Origin of the sequence: Intestinibacter sp. (genome assembly GCF_034113885.1) — a bacterium.
Lineage (GTDB): Bacteria > Bacillota > Clostridia > Peptostreptococcales > Peptostreptococcaceae > Intestinibacter.
Genome location: NZ_JAXEWM010000074.1, coordinates 1 through 15,823, shown reverse-complemented (window position 1 = coordinate 15,823; position 15,823 = coordinate 1). Strand labels below are relative to the sequence as shown.

The following is a 15,823-nucleotide window of genomic DNA, read 5'->3' as shown; positions in this document are numbered from 1 at the left end:
ATTATCAGTTGCTTTAGGTGCTATTATATATTACATAGTATTACAAGTAGTAATATGGATGGGTATAGATACAGACTTATTGAAATTATTATCTGCAGTTGTTGTTGCAATTTTCCTTGCTATACCAACTATGAAGAGTAAGTATTTTTCAAAACCAGTCATAAAAGGAGGGAATATGTAATGTTAGAAATTAAAAATATACATAAAATATTTAATCCTGGAACAGTCAATGAAAAGCACGCATTAAAAGGTGTGAATTTGCTTTTAGAAGATGGCGATTTTGTAACTGTTATAGGTGGAAATGGTGCTGGAAAATCTACTATGCTTAATGCCATAGCAGGTGTATGGCCTGTTGATGAAGGAACTATTTTAATCGATGGACAAGATGTAACAAATCTTCCTGAACATAAGAGAGCTGCGTACTTAGGCCGTGTATTCCAGGATCCAATGAACGGTACAGCTGCGACTATGGATATTGAAGACAACCTAGCTTTGGCTAACAGAAGAGGTCAAAGAAGAACTTTAAGAACGAGAATTAAATCATCAGAGAGAGCTAGATATAAAGAATTACTAAAAACACTTGGATTAGGATTAGAAGATCGTATGACTTCTAAAGTAGGCTTGCTTTCTGGAGGGCAACGTCAAGCACTTACATTATTAATGGCGACACTTAAAAAACCAAAGCTTCTTCTTCTAGACGAACATACTGCAGCACTTGACCCAAAAACTGCCGCAAAGGTCTTAGAAACAACAGACCAAATTGTAAAACGCGACAATTTGACAACTTTAATGATTACACATAATATGAAGGATGCAATTGCCCATGGAAACCGTCTTATCATGATGATGGATGGAAATATTATTTTAGATATCAAAGGCGAAGAGAAAAAGAAGCTTACAGTAGAGGATTTACTTCGTAAGTTTGAAGAGGCTAGTGGTGAAGAATTTGCTAGTGATAAGGCTCTTTTAGGATAATTAAATACATAAAATAAAAACTGTAGATAGTACTTTTTAAGTATTAAATACAGTTTTTTATTTATTTGTAAAACATAGTGTTTAATGTGTACAATTATATATTATAATTTATATATATAAAACAAAGAGGGATAATAATAAGGAGTAAATTATGCAAAAAATAGTAGAACGGACAATATTAAAGGCTACTTTGAAGAGCTAAAATTTAAGGGCATATTAAAGATGGGAATTCAAAGCAACAAGCTAAATTCTCTTACCCTTAGAAATTATTTTTGCCGATAGATGTTGGTCAGGTAGATGAGCTTGAGAAAGAGATATTTGAGGTGGTTAGAGAGAGATTAAGAGTAGTATTGTTGTACTGCTCTATTTTTTATATAGTTTAAAGTCAAATTTATCAAAACTATAAAAATATTGTTAATAAGTAAACTAAATAAATTTCATCAATTAAAAATTATTTTGATTCTTACTTTAAATTATAAATTTTATATTAAAAAAAATAAAAAATAATAAGTAAGGAGGATATTTGCATTATAAAATAGAAATTTATCATATTATGTAAAATGGAAATAATTGTCGTATAAAGAGGTGGAGATAAATGGCTAATTTTATACAGGGAGATAATTTTAAAAGAAATGGCGGAAAATATGAAGAAATTGTATGGATAAAGATAAAAGAAGCATTTAGTAGAAGAGAAGTTCTTGGATATTCTAGATATCCATTATTTTTTAATACAGGACAAAGAAGAAAAGAACCAGATATTTTAATATTAGATAAAGAAATTGGTTTAATAATAATAGAGGTAAAAGGTTATGAAATTGACGATATAGAAAATTTATATCCAAATAGTTGGCAAATAAAAGGTGAGTATAAAGGAATATATAATCCCATAGGACAAGCAGAAGATTATTTATATGCAATTAAATCAAAATTTGATATTGATAGAAATTTAAGAAAGAAATATAATGCAAAATATTTTGTTGCATTGCCTAGAATAAGCAAAAATGAATGGAATGAAAGAAATTTTGAAAAAATTATAGATGAGGCATATTTGATATTTAGAGATGATTTAGCAAGAGCAGCATTGATTAAAAAAATATTATCTCAACAACCTTTTATTACAGGAGCACTATTTAATGATAATACTTTTAAAATAGCAACTTCAATATTAGCTAATGAAAATATATATGCAGATAAAATAGAAGATGAATTTAGTAATGAAACAAAGGGTAAAATTTATGGTTTAGTTACAAATAAATTGCATGAATTAGATATACAACAGGAAGTTATAGCTAAATCAATAGTACCGGGACCACAAAGAATAAGGGGCATTGCTGGTTCTGGAAAAAGTGTTCTTTTATGTCAAAAAGCGGCGATTATGCATTTGAGATATCCTGAATGGAAAATAGCTGTAGTATTTTTTACTCAAAGTTTATATGACAATATTATAAATATGATAGACAGATATTTGAAAGCTTTTAGTAATGGAGAAGTTTCATATGATGAAGGTGGAAATTTAGAGGTTCTACATGCATGGGGAAGAAAAAATCGAAATGGATTTTATAGAGAAATTGCAAATAGGAATAATTGTATTTTTAGAAATCCGAGGGATGTAAAATCAGAAGTAGGTTATTTAGATTATAATAATAGAATAAATTATATTTCTAAAAAATTATTAGAAGAAAGTAAAGGTAATTTAGAGAGAATATACGATGTTATTTTAATCGATGAAGGACAAGATTTAATTGGAGATGATGAATATAAGTATGAAGGTAAGCAGTCTTTTTATTATATGGCTTATCAATCATTGAAAGTTGTTGAAGGAGAAGAAAGTAAAATTAGAAGATTAATTTGGGCTTATGATGAATTACAAAGTTTAAATGATAAAAAAATTCCATCTAGTAAAGAAATTTTTGGAGATAGTAATTTGGTTAAAGGAAAATATAAAGGTGGAGTTAATAAATCTGAAGTTATGAAAAAATGTTATAGAACGCCATACCAAATTTTGACAACTGCACATGCGGTTGGAATGGGTATTTTTAGAGAAGAAGGACTTGTAAGTGGATATACAACTAAAGAAGATTGGGAAAATATAGGATATGAGATAAAACAAGGTGATTTTAGAAAGATAGGTAATGAAATTGTAATAAAGAGATCTATTGAAAATTCACCAAATCCAATACAAAAGTATTTTAAAGGAGATACTGTTAAATTAGAATTATATAATAGTGAATTTCATATGATAAAAGCTTTAGCTAACGATATAAAAAAAGATATAGAAAAAGAAGGTTTAAATCCTTCTAGAGATATACTAATTATAAATTTAAAAGAAAATAGGAATGGCAAAATATTTGAGCAAGAAATAGGAAATTATTTAAATAATTTAAATATAGATTTTTATATTCCTTCAAAATCAAAAAGTAATGAATACAATTGTGATTGGAGAGATGAAAAGCCTGATCAATTTTGGTATGATGGTGCAGTTACTTTATCTCAAGTTCCAAGAGCAAAAGGAAATGAAGCACCAATGGTATATGTTGTGGGATTAGAAGAGATTGCTGTAAATGAAGATTCAGTCAAATATAGAAATAAATTATTTACTGCTATGACTAGAGCAAAATGCTGGGTAAAATTAATGGGTGTAGGAGATTATAGTTTATATGATGAAATAATAGAAGCAATTAAAAGCAATGGAGAATTTAGATTTAAATTTACTAAACCTAAGAAAGAAACTAATGATTTAAGTTAATAATTCGATATGCTTAGATTTGAGAATGCTAGAAAATATTATATGCCAAAAATTGAATAATCAAAAAAATTTGTCTATAATAAAACTATACAATACTATTAAACTAGAGATTAAAAGGATGAATAATAATGGCTACAGATAAAGATAAAATAAAACAAATTACCGACATGGTAAAAACTCATTGCGATGAGTGCTTTAATGAAGATTACTACAAGACGACGAAAAAATTAATAGATAAATTAAAAAAGAACAAAGATTTTTCTATGGATAAGGGAAAAATAGAAGGATGGGTAGCTGGGCTTTTGTATATAGTAGGAGAAGACAGCGGACTTTTTAACCAAACTAATTGGATAGAATCAAAGGAATATATTTCAAAGACAGATATGGCAAAAATAGCCCAAGTAAGTGTAGCAACTATGAAGTCTAGAGCCTCTAAGATAAGAGAGGTACTTCCTAAAAATGCGAAATTCGTAGCAGATATCACATATGAAGAAGACGATTATGATTTTTGCTTTGATTTTGATGATGACGATGACGAAGATGGCTATGAAATGGATGAGGTTTTACAAGAGATGGCTGATATGCTAAATCATACAATAGCGACAAAAAAAGAAGAGTACGAGGTCTATATGGACAAGGCATTTGACTGCTATGATATAGATGAAGCTATGGAGAACATGAAGTTAGCGCTTATGCATGCCAAGAAAAAAATACCAGACCGTCTATTCAAGCAGCTAGAAGGACAGCTGTGGCTTGAGCTAGATGCGAGACCGTATCTTTTGATAAAGGCAGAATTGGCAGATTTGTACTATTTGAAGGATGATTATGAATCTTCAGTAGAATTATACAACGACATTTTGAGATTAAATAAAAATGACAACCAAGGAATAAGATACAAAATATTTCCGTTGTTAATTTTACTAGATAAGAAAGATCAAATTGAAAATTTGATAAAGTCATATGAAGGTGACGATTGTGCATCTATGCTTTACAACAAGGCATTATATTATTATAAAAATAAAAATGAATTGAATGCAAAAGCTTTTTTAAAGAAGGCTTTTGATGCAAATGAATACATACCTGATTATTTACTTGGGATGGGAGATATCAACTCTCCGCTGCCTGAAATGTACTCATTTGGAAGTGAAGAGGAGGCTAGATTTTATTTAGAATGTGCTTCATTAGTTTGGATAGAGACAGAAGGAGCTTTATTTTGGCTTATAGATGAGTATTATTTATATGCGAAAAAGAATGATATAGATTTACTTTTTACTAAAAAGGAGCTTAAGGTTTTGATTAAGCAAGCATTTGAAGAAATGAAAAATATATAAATATTTTAGAAAGATCCTAATAGAGTAGTATGTATTGTACTGCTCTGTTTTTTTGTATAAAATTATAATAGAAAATTTGCGTATTATACAGATGACGGGGGTTTAAGAAAATGGGAAAATTTAATTTATCATGGACAAAATACGCTCCATTGGAGGATGAGATAAGTATAATTGATCCTCTAGCTTTCGACTATTTTGCTCAATTATTAGGCAATGTCATATTACCAAGCTTTACGACGAGAACATCAAGGGCTAGATATTACAGCATGGTGTGTTATGGAATATATATTTCAAAAAAATATCTAGAACAGCAAGGTAAACCTTACTACCAAAAGGATTTACTTGATACTTTTAAAATTTATGAAAAGTATTGGGCAAGGGCAATTGTTGAATACTACGATGGAAAGTTGGCTGAGAGAGATGGACAAGAGTATGATTTTAGAGGTAAGAGAGGTGCACTCAAGGCTTATCATCAAGATTTAAAAAGCATAGGAAATGAGTTTAAATTTTTATCTAGACAATTAGAATTAGGAGGGCTTGGTGCCTATAGAACTAGTATGGAATCTCTTGAACTTGTAGATGAGTCGTTGAATTTGACACATAAAGGACAGAAATTGGCTAGAAGCTTTGTAGATTCTTATTACGATAAACTGGTATTAGAAGCCATCAAAAGCAAAAAACTAGTTGAGAAAAAGGGAAAAGGTAGCTTGACATCTTTTGGAGGACACACTTGTTTAGATGGATTTAAATTAAATGATTCTAATTATCACAAAGAAGAAAGAGAGCTTTTGGGACAGTATATACTTGATAATCCTAAAAATGTTGTATCAATTGATTATATAATGAAAAATTATAAAAGTGAAGATAAACTAAAAACTATAGAGGATATAAGTAAATTAGAGGAAAAGGATCTAATTAAGATGGATATAATTGAGGGATATAAAACTGTTTTAGCTTTTGAACGTCTGGCGATATCTTTTAATAGGATATGGTGTTTTATTATAAGAGAATCAGAGACTCAATTTGGAAATATATCTCTAGAACAATGTGCAAAAATTTGCAAAGATGAACTAGATTATATTTTTGAAGAGCAATTGATAAATGAACTTATCACAAAAAAATATTATTGTGAGATAAGTAAAAGCTATCACGGTATATTTTTTAGACAATTTATAGAAAATTGCCTTTTAAAAAGAGATGATTACAAAGAAATAATATTTGAATTAGTTAAATACCATAATCAAATTATGAAAAAGAGAAATACAAGTTCATGGATTATGATGGATAAGGATAATTTAATTGTTACAGCGGGGTATAATTATCCTAAAAAAACAGAGAAGCTACCTTATTTACACGGATATAAATTGTCAAATATTATGTCTTTAATAGAAGATACGGGGTGGAAAGGTAAATGAACAGAAATATAAAATATACAGATTTTTTTGAGTTAGTAGATGGAGGAGATAATGTAGCTGTAGCAGCATTATTTATGACATATGGTTTTGATGCCGAATTATTTGAACACCATATACTTCCTGCTTTTCTAAATGTAGTAGACAATCCTATAGAACAAGAACTCAGATTTAGGAATCAAATAGCATTGAAGTTAAAGGAGATTCCTGTAGGCGTAATTTCAGATGCCGCTCAATATAACGGAGGTAGAACTTTTTTATATGATCACATCGTTGTAAAACAGGATACTTTTCATCCTAAATGCTATATGATTTTATTTAAGGATTTTCTGAGAGTTATAATATCATCGTCAAATATCACTAAACCAGGGCTTTGTTATAATGCAGAGCTTATTTGGCATGAGGATATATATTTAGATAAAGTGAATTCTATTTCATATGATTTAAAAAGTATACTTGATTTTGTAAAGGATAGATATGAATTAGAAAATATGGCTGCGTTATGCGAAATACAGAAATACTTAGATAAGTGTAAGTTTAAAACATCGTATCCAAAATTAATATCTACTTGTGAAGAAAAGTTTGTTTTAGATAGAGTAATGGATGAGTTAAAAAATTGTAGCGGTAATTGCAGATCCGTTACAATTATGTCTCCATTTTTTGAAAATGATAGGGAAGAAATAGAAAAAAGTTTAATCGGTAGTTTTATTAAAAGAATAAAAAGTATTTATAAAAATACAAAAATAAATATATGTTTTCCAGCGAATGAACAGGGTGACAAATATATAGTGAATGCTCCAGTAAACATATTCGATGAAGTAAGTAAAGAAAAAAATGTGAGTTTTTTAGTGGTTCCTAGAGAGTGGGAAAGGGAGGATGAAGAGCCTATCACCAGAAACTTACATGCCAAGTTGATTTATGCAAAATTTGACAATGGGTATAATTTATATATGACTGGCTCTATAAATTTTACAAATAATGCAATGAGATCCAATAAGGCGAATTTGAAAAATATGGAGGTAGGTGTAATTAATTATACTACCGAAGAATTAATAATACCTAATTGTAGGAGAGTAGGTATAGACGCGTTGGAATTTATAGATAATGAAAAAATAGTAAAAAAATCTATTTGTTTTATCGACAAAGCTGAATATGATAATCAAAATTTAAAAATTTACTTTGATGAGAAAAATATGGTTTTACCTTGTAAAATATATTACAACGATAAAGTATTATTATCTCTAGATTCAAAAATAAATGAAAAAATAGTAGACAAATTCAAATTAAAAAGATCTCAGGACTTAAAAGTAGAATGTGATGATTTTATTTTTTATGTTCCAATATCGATTTCAAATAAAGAAGATATAATTACAGAGGATTTAAAATTAGATTTTAATATTACAGTTGAAGATATTATCGATTATTTAGCAGGAAAATACAAGAGCATGTCGGAACTCAAGAGAGTAAAAGCTTTAGTTAAAAATGAAAAACAAGATCAAATAAAAGAAACTACAATATATTTTAAACAAAATTTACACTATTTTTATAAAGCACTGTCGTCTTTAAAACAAGGACTAGAGCTTCCGTACTATAGTGAATTGGCATTTGACAATTATATCTCTGCACCAATAGGCATTAAGAATCTGATAAAAATGTTCTTAGACGATTATAAGGATAAAAATTCAAGTGAAGTAGAGACATTTTTATTTTTAGTAGAGATTTTAAATGTAGTAAATCATTTACAATTTAGTAAAGATTGGCTAGATGAAGGTTATAAAATGAAGAAGTTAGAAGATATAACAAAAGAGGCTAAATTAACTATAAAGCAAATTGTAAAAAAATCAAAAAGAACCTTGAAAAATCAATACTATATAATGCTAAAGGCTTATGATTTGGAGGTGAAAAAATGGTAGAAAAAAAAGAAATACTAAAAGATTTAAATAATTTATTTGATTTATCAATACGAATAGATAAAAAATCTGCTAATCTCCAAACTAAAACCTGCGCTCAAATTATAAGCATGTTGGAGGAATCTATAGGAGTTATACTTGGCGATGATGTTGGAATGGGAAAGACATATGTGGCTTTTGCTACAGCAGTTTACTATTTAAAAAAATACCCTAGACAAAAGATTATTATTATAACTCCAAGCTGGCTACTAAATTCTAAATGGTACAAGGATATAAGTGATTTTATAGAGGTAAACTTAAATAAAGACAATTTGTACTTAAATAGTAGTTTGAAAAGAAATTCAGAAAAAAACCATATAAAAGAAATAAATCAATATGATGGATATTATATAAAACAAATAGTGGAGAAATCTAAAAATTCAAAGGTATTGTTGATACCAATTAATATATTTTCTTCTAAAGGCTCTAGAGAAGAAAATGGCTTCTTTTTATCTTGTTGGCTTAGACATAAAAGATTTAGAATAGAGACTAAAAAGAAGATATGGAGAGCTGTTTTAAACGATGAAGATATAAGAAATCCATATGAGTTTGATGATATCGGAATAACTTATGAAGATATAAAAGAACAGTGGTACAAAGAATTGGATAAAATCGATGTATCATCAAAAAAGATAAGTGAAGAAGTAAGTAAAGTGATATCAGATGCTTTAAAAGAGCTTAGATATAGAGCTTTAAATTCTGTTATTCCAAACTCATCGCTTTTAATACTAGATGAAGCTCATAAAATGAAATCTAAAGATACAGCAAAAAGACATGGGTTACAGTGTGTAATAAATAAAAAATTTAGAAAAGCTATATTTTTGACGGCTACACCTTTTCAATTAGGAGAATTAGAGCTAAAATCTATTTTTGATATATTTAAACTGTCTAAAAATGATAAAAAAGATATAGATTCATTTGACAATAAAGTAAATTCTATGTTTTTAGAGATGCAAAAATACAAAATTAAGGTTGAGGAATTTGAAAATTTTGTAAGTAAATTCGATGATGCTGATATTGTTTTATTTGAACAGTTAGTGAAAAAAGAACTCGATTTAGATGATGATAAATTAAATTATGATATAAAAGAAACTTACCATTTATACGTTGATTTAATAAATCAAAAATTAAATCTGCAAGGTATAATGAAAACTCTAATTGTGAGAAATATAAAAAATAAAGGTGAGTATAGGAAAGAAATAATAGGAAATTTCGGTTCGAATAAAAAGGAAGGAATACATCTTACAGAAGAGTCGTTTTTACCTTTTGCCCTTATTGAAAAAGCCATACACGAGATTTACTTAGAAGGAGAACAAACTTTTATATCAAATGTAAAACAATCCTTCACATCATCATTTGATACAGTAATTAAATCTTCAATCTATCAAAATGATTTACCTTCTTTGAATGTTTTAAGACCTATGAAAATAGATAAAATAGAACACCCTAAGATAAAAGCAGTTACAGATGATGTAGTAAAGGCTTTAAAAGAAGGCGAAAAAACACTTATATTTTGCAATAGGATAGAGACAGTTGAAAAACTTAGAGAATCAATAGTATCAAATTTCGATAGATCATATAAACTAGATAAAGGTTTTAAAAATTACTATAAAAGATTTTATAATAAACGAGATATAAATTGGTTTTTATTACAAGAAAATTATATACAATCAATACTAGCTTTTATAGTAAAGTTGTGTAATTTAGATACACGTGTAATAGTAAAAGCTAAATCAATAGAAAATGATGTGGCTGATTTTTACGAAAGATACAATTTGAATAAAAAAATAAATTATATGTATTTAAAACGAATTATAGAGCATTTAGTATTTACAAAAACTCTAGAAAAGATAGAAAATTGGGAGATAATTGTAGAAAATGAATCAAAAGAATTATTAGATACAGTAAAGAATATTTTAGATAAAAGATATATCTATAATGGATTATCAATTGAAAATGATATAGAAGATATATATGATGATCAAAATATGATTAAAGATAGACGTATCTCAAAAGAATTAATCGATAAAATAATTAAATACAGAGGAATATGGACTAGATACTCAAGTTATTTAAATAAATTAGAAGCAGAAGATCGTGAAGAACTAGTTACATCTATGATTGCGTTTTTACGAAGAGATAAGGAATTCCTTATGCAACTACAAAAAATAAACGAAAAATATCCAAATAAAGACGATAACTTTTGTATAAATAAAGCTTTTAAAAATAAGCGAGCAAAAGCTAAGAGCTCTTTAACTTGGGAAAATTCATTTAAACGATTTATAGAAAATTATATAAATTCTCCTAAAATGACTAGAGAAAATATGAAGCTAGGGCTAAAGAGAAAAGAAAAGGTAGATAAAATTACATCTAAAAACGAAGAATATAGAGAAGAAATAGCAGCTGGATTTAATACACCTTTTTATCCTCAAGTTTTAATAGCAACTTCAATTGTGCAAGAGGGCATTGATTTACAAATGGAATGCAGAAGAATAATCCATTATGACTTAGATTGGAATCCTGCTTCAATTGAACAACGAATTGGTAGAATAGATAGAATCAATAGTTTAATCTTTAAACTTAGGGAAGTAGATAAAAATGAAACTTTAAATATTTTTTATCCTTATATAAAAAATACTATCGATGAAAATATGTATAATACTGTAAAGTGTAGAGAAAAGTGGTTTAATTTAATACTTGGTGGCTCACCTCAATGGGATACTTTTGATATATATACTTCAGGACGTAATATACCAGATGATATATTTAAAAAGATACAGATTGATTTAAGTGTAGAATAAAACAAAATAATATTTTGAATAATCTATGTATATTTCAATTGTGAATTGATATAAAAATAGTTTAATTGAAAATACATAGATTGTTTTAAAAAATATAACTACCCAGTAGAAAATAATGATAAAAATACATAAATAACAATAATATAAAATTTATCGAATAAATAGCATATTGAACACAACACAAAACAGTCCTATAATAAAGATATAGGAAATATTTAGGAGGTGCTCAAGTGCAAGAAATATACGACTTTTTAAAATCATGTGGTACATACTATCTAGCAACTGTAGATAAAGATCAACCTAGAGTTCGTCCTTTTGGAACTGTAGATATATTCGAAGGTAGACTATACATTCAAACTGGAAAATCAAAACAAGTATCAAAAGAAATGCAAGCAAACCCTAAGATTGAAATATGTGCTTTAGACGGAGAAACTAGATGGCTTCGTATATCAGCGACAGTAGTCAGAGATGATCGTGTAGAAGCAAAAAAACATATGCTAGACGGATACCCAAATCTTCAAGCTATGTATTCTGCTGAAGACGACAATACAGAGGTTTTATACTTAAAAGATGCCACAGCTACAATAACTGAATTTGGCAAAGAACCTAAAGTTATAAAATTTTAAATAAAAAACTCCTTTAAGTGAATTTTAAATTTGCTTAAAGGAGTTTTCTTATATTTAGATTATATCCTGTATCTCAGCAGAACAATCTACAGTTTGAAGTCCAGCCAATCTATCCATGTTTTCTTTAAAAATCTTATTAAAAATTGCAATAGCTCTTCCGACACCTATCATAGCAATTACTGTTCCGATACCTATTGCTACTATTTTGCCTGAAAGCACAAGTCCTATAATACAAGTTGTGACTACAGAGGTTACATCTAGTGCATTTTTGCCAAAGCCAAGCCCTTTTTTGAATATATCGCCTATAGCTTGAGCAAGTCCATCGGCTGGATTTGGGATTAGTCTCATGTTTACCATCATCGCCGCACCGATTGCAGTTACTACTATTGCTGCAAATAATAGTAGTAGGTTTTGCCATACTGTAGTGTAGTTGAAGTCTAAAATTCCTCCGAAGTAGTTTATCAAAACGCTGAATAATAAGCTAAATGGTATTTGTAAGATGTCTTTTAAGTCTCTATTTTTACCTTTTATTATAAATTGAATTAATACAAACACAGCATATACTATAAATGTCATAGCTGCGAAATTCAAATTTAAAATATTAGCTATGGAAAAAGGTATAGATATTATTGGAGATACTCCTAATCCTGATTTAGTATTTAAAGTAATGCCTATTGAAAGCACTACAAGTCCTACTGAATAAAACAAAATACGCCATAGCCAGCAGTTGTTTTTATTATTTTTCATTTACATCACTCTTTCTATTATATATAATGATTGGTCTAAATTATATCTTTTATATCATTATCGAAATTTACAGCTTGAAGTCCAGCTAATCTAAGCATACCTTCTTTGAATATACTATTAAAAACTGCTATAACTCTTCCAACAGCTATCATACAGATTAATGTACCGATGCCTATGCCAATTATTTTACGTGATAGTACAAGTCCTATAGTACAAGTTATAAATACACAAGTAATATCGAGTACATTTTTTCCAAAGCCGAGATCTTTTTTAAATAAATCTCCTACAGCTTGGGCAAGTGCATCTGCTGGATTTGAAATTAGCTTCATACTTATTAGCATAGAAACACCTACAGCAGTTCCGATTATAGCACCAAACAATAAAAGCCATCTTTGCCACATTGTAGTGGGATGAAAATCTAACATTCCACCAAAAAAGTTTAAAAGAATGCCGAACATCAAGCTAAATGGAATTTGCAAAATATCTTTTATATCTCTGTTTTTTCCCTTGATTATAAATTGAAGTAGTACAAATCCCGTATATACGATAAATGTCACAGTTGCAAAGTTTAAATTCAAAATATTGGATATGGAAAAAGGTACAGATATTATTGGAGATACTCCTAATCCAGATTTTGTATTTAATGTAAGACCTATTGAAAGTATTACAAGGCCCATTAAATAAAATGAAATACGCCATATCCAACAAGTATTATTACTGTTTTTCATCTAATATATCACTCTTTCTATAGTTTTGTTCTGCTATATTAAATTTTATATTTAAAAAGACGCATAGTCAATAGTTACAAGTATTGAAAAATACATTATAATTTATAGAAAATAATTGTGTTTTTATTAAAAAAAAGGATGCTTTCACATCCTTTTTCCCTAGTCTTCACATGGTTCATATGAATTTGTAGATAAAGCCATTTTTTCAGTAATTTTATTAATATCGTATGGTGTATCTTGGTAAACTTGGTTAAGCCAGTTAGTGTAGAATAAAGTAGCGTTTGCTCTCCAAGTATTAACAGGATCTATGTCAGTATCGCCATTAGGATAGTAGTTTTCAGGTATAAGTGGATCCATACCCTTGTTGTAGTCTCTTATATATTCGCCTTTTAAAGTATCAGTATCGTATTCTAAGTGACCTGTTACGAAAATTCTTCTGCCGTCTTTAGTAGACATTATAAATGGTCCTGCTTTTTCTGATTCAGAAAGGATTTCGATATCAGGAACATTTAAGATATCTTCTTTTTTGATAGCTGTATGTCTAGAGTGAGGAGCGTAGAATACGTCGTTTAAGCCTCTAGTTAAAGCTGAACCAGGGTTGTTTACTGTGTGTTTGAATACACCTGATAATTTATTTTCTAGTTCGTATTTTTGAATACCGTAGTAGTGGTATAGTGAAGCTTGAGCGGCCCAACAAATATGTATAGTTGAGAATACATTTTTTTTGCTCCATTCCATTATTTCAACTAGTTCATCCCAATACTCTACCTCTTCAAATTCTAAAAGCTCAACAGGAGCTCCTGTTATTATTAATCCATCGAATTTTTTGTCTTTTATATCGTCGAAATAAGTGTAGAATTTATCTAAGTGTTCACTTGAAGTATTTTTACATTCGTGGCTCTTTACTTGAATTAAAGTTATTTCTACTTGTATAGGTGAATTAGATAAATATCTAAGTAATTGGTTTTCAGTTTGAATTTTAAGAGGCATTAAATTTAGTATAGCTATTTGTAATGGTCTTATATCTTGTTGCATAGATCTTTCTACATCCATAACAAATATATTTTCTTTTGATAATACTGAATATGCTGGTAATTCTTTTGGTATTTTTAATGGCATGACTATTCCTCCTTATTTTTATATAACAGATATATTTTACACAATATATACAAAAAATTCTATATATTTATGGAAAATTTATGTATAAATGTAAAAAAAGAAGTCGAAATAATAGATAATACACAAGAACTAAGTATTGCGAGTTTGCAAGTGTTTACTAGTTCAAAGTCGTATGAAAAAGTCAAATCACACATAAATATAGACATTGTAAATCCTATACCGGCTATTAAAGACACTAGAAATACGGAGTAAAAGTCTAGTTTTTCAGGAGGATTAATTAGCTTTAGCTTCGTAAAAATATATGTAAACGATGTTATGCCTATGGGCTTGCCGATAGCTAATCCAAATAAAATTCCTAAGTACAATCTCTGGGTATTGTACAAATCGGCGCTTATATTTAGAGATACTCCGCTATTTACAAACGCAAACAGGGGTATTACTATGTAGTTAGTAAACGGGACTAGCTTGTCTTGGAGTTCTTCTAGCACGCTTTTACATCCAGCATATGATTTTGATGGTATAGATATTGCAAGTAATATGCCACTTATAGTAGGATGGATATTGCTCAGTTTTATAAAGTACCATAAAACTATGCCACCTAATATATAGTAGAAAATATTTTCTACATGAAAAATTTTATTTGCTATTATAAGTACTAAGAGAACTGCTAGAGATATCAGTATGTAGGTTTTATTTATATTTTCAGTGAAAAATACAGCTATGACTAATATCGAAATTAAGTCGTCGACAACGGCAAGCGTAAGTAAAAATATCCTAGCTTGAGGATTTATGTAATTTTTAAATATGTAAAATACACCGATTGCAAATGCTATATCCGTAGAAATAGGTATGCAAAATCCCTTCATATAATCAGTATTAAAGTTAAATACTAAAAAAATCAAAGCCGGAACTACGACGCCACCGATAGAGCCCACAACTGGAAACGAAGCCTTTTTTAAAGAGGATAAATTTCCATATAAAATATTTTCCTTAATTTCAAGTCCTACATTTAAAAAGAAGAAAAACATCAAAAAATCATTTATAAATTCGTTTAGGGGAAATCTAAAAAATTTGTTTTCAAAAATTATCATATTGTAGAGCCAGTCATAAGAGCTGTTTGCTACTATAAGTGCGACAAAGGTAAAAAATAAAAGCAGTGTACTGCTTAAAATATCTGATTTTACATTTCTTTTATAACGCATTAAGCTTTTCAAAAAAACACCTTCTTATCAAAATATATATATAAGTTTATGATTGAAAAATATATTATATGACTTGAAAACTTTGAATAAAAATTATTAAATTGGTAATTAATAACTAAGGATTTAAATATTGAGTTATTACCTGTTTTGTAATATAATTCATATACGTAAGATTTAAATTAAATAC

The 15,823-nt window shown here is 28.5% G+C and carries 12 protein-coding genes; 8 read left to right on the top strand and 4 right to left on the bottom strand.

Going from position 1 to position 15,823, the window contains the following annotated elements; all coding sequences use genetic code 11:
- The 8 genes from SPD90_RS04610 to SPD90_RS04575 all read left to right on the top strand — a co-directional run.
- Window positions 1–181, top strand: a 181-nt coding sequence (locus tag SPD90_RS04610) for a hypothetical protein (RefSeq protein ID WP_331680512.1), incomplete at its 5' end; no start/stop codon positions are given.
- Complete coding sequence (locus SPD90_RS04605; RefSeq protein ID WP_320924451.1) at window positions 181–975, top strand: ABC transporter ATP-binding protein; 795 nt, start codon at window positions 181–183, stop codon at window positions 973–975. The genes SPD90_RS04610 and SPD90_RS04605, both read left to right, overlap by 1 nt.
- A gap of 595 nt (window positions 976–1,570) precedes the next feature.
- Window positions 1,571–3,721, top strand: a complete 2,151-nt coding sequence (locus SPD90_RS04600) for a DEAD/DEAH box helicase (RefSeq protein WP_320924450.1) — start codon at window positions 1,571–1,573, stop codon at window positions 3,719–3,721.
- Between the two features lie 128 nt (window positions 3,722–3,849).
- Window positions 3,850–5,052 carry a DUF6398 domain-containing protein gene (locus tag SPD90_RS04595; protein ID WP_320924449.1) on the top strand — a complete coding sequence of 401 codons (1,203 nt, stop codon included), beginning with the start codon at window positions 3,850–3,852 and terminating at the stop codon, window positions 5,050–5,052.
- 110 nt (window positions 5,053–5,162) lie between these two features.
- Window positions 5,163–6,467: a hypothetical protein gene (locus SPD90_RS04590; RefSeq protein ID WP_320626971.1), complete on the top strand. Its 1,305-nt coding sequence runs from the start codon at window positions 5,163–5,165 to the stop codon at window positions 6,465–6,467.
- The gene (locus SPD90_RS04585) at window positions 6,464–8,377 is read left to right on the top strand and encodes a hypothetical protein (RefSeq protein WP_320924448.1); all 1,914 of its coding nucleotides are present in this window, start codon (window positions 6,464–6,466) and stop codon (window positions 8,375–8,377) included. The genes SPD90_RS04590 and SPD90_RS04585 overlap by 4 nt, the downstream gene beginning before the upstream one ends.
- Window positions 8,371–11,214: a helicase-related protein gene (locus SPD90_RS04580; RefSeq protein WP_320924447.1), complete on the top strand. Its 2,844-nt coding sequence runs from the start codon at window positions 8,371–8,373 to the stop codon at window positions 11,212–11,214. Before SPD90_RS04585 ends, SPD90_RS04580 begins: the two co-directional genes overlap by 7 nt.
- 230 nt (window positions 11,215–11,444) lie before the next feature.
- On the top strand, window positions 11,445–11,840 hold the full coding sequence (locus SPD90_RS04575; RefSeq protein WP_320924446.1) for a pyridoxamine 5'-phosphate oxidase family protein: 396 nt from the start codon (window positions 11,445–11,447) through the stop codon (window positions 11,838–11,840).
- A 54-nt stretch (window positions 11,841–11,894) separates the two neighbouring features.
- Here the strand turns inward: SPD90_RS04575 and SPD90_RS04570 are convergent, their stop codons facing one another.
- From SPD90_RS04570 to nhaA, 4 genes are all read right to left on the bottom strand, one after another.
- Entirely contained in the window at window positions 11,895–12,587 is a 693-nt protein-coding gene (locus SPD90_RS04570) for a YczE/YyaS/YitT family protein (RefSeq protein WP_320624437.1), read from the bottom strand.
- A 35-nt stretch (window positions 12,588–12,622) separates the two neighbouring features.
- A complete protein-coding gene (locus tag SPD90_RS04565; RefSeq protein ID WP_320624438.1) occupies window positions 12,623–13,315 on the bottom strand; it encodes a YczE/YyaS/YitT family protein in 693 nt (230 codons plus the stop codon).
- Window positions 13,316–13,474: 159 nt separating this feature from the next.
- Entirely contained in the window at window positions 13,475–14,434 is a 960-nt protein-coding gene (gene metA, locus SPD90_RS04560) for a homoserine O-acetyltransferase MetA (protein ID WP_320924445.1), read from the bottom strand.
- 59 nt (window positions 14,435–14,493) lie between these two features.
- The gene (gene nhaA, locus SPD90_RS04555; protein WP_320624440.1) at window positions 14,494–15,648 is read right to left on the bottom strand and encodes a Na+/H+ antiporter NhaA; all 1,155 of its coding nucleotides are present in this window, start codon (window positions 15,646–15,648) and stop codon (window positions 14,494–14,496) included.
- Between the last annotated feature and the right edge of the window lie 175 nt (window positions 15,649–15,823).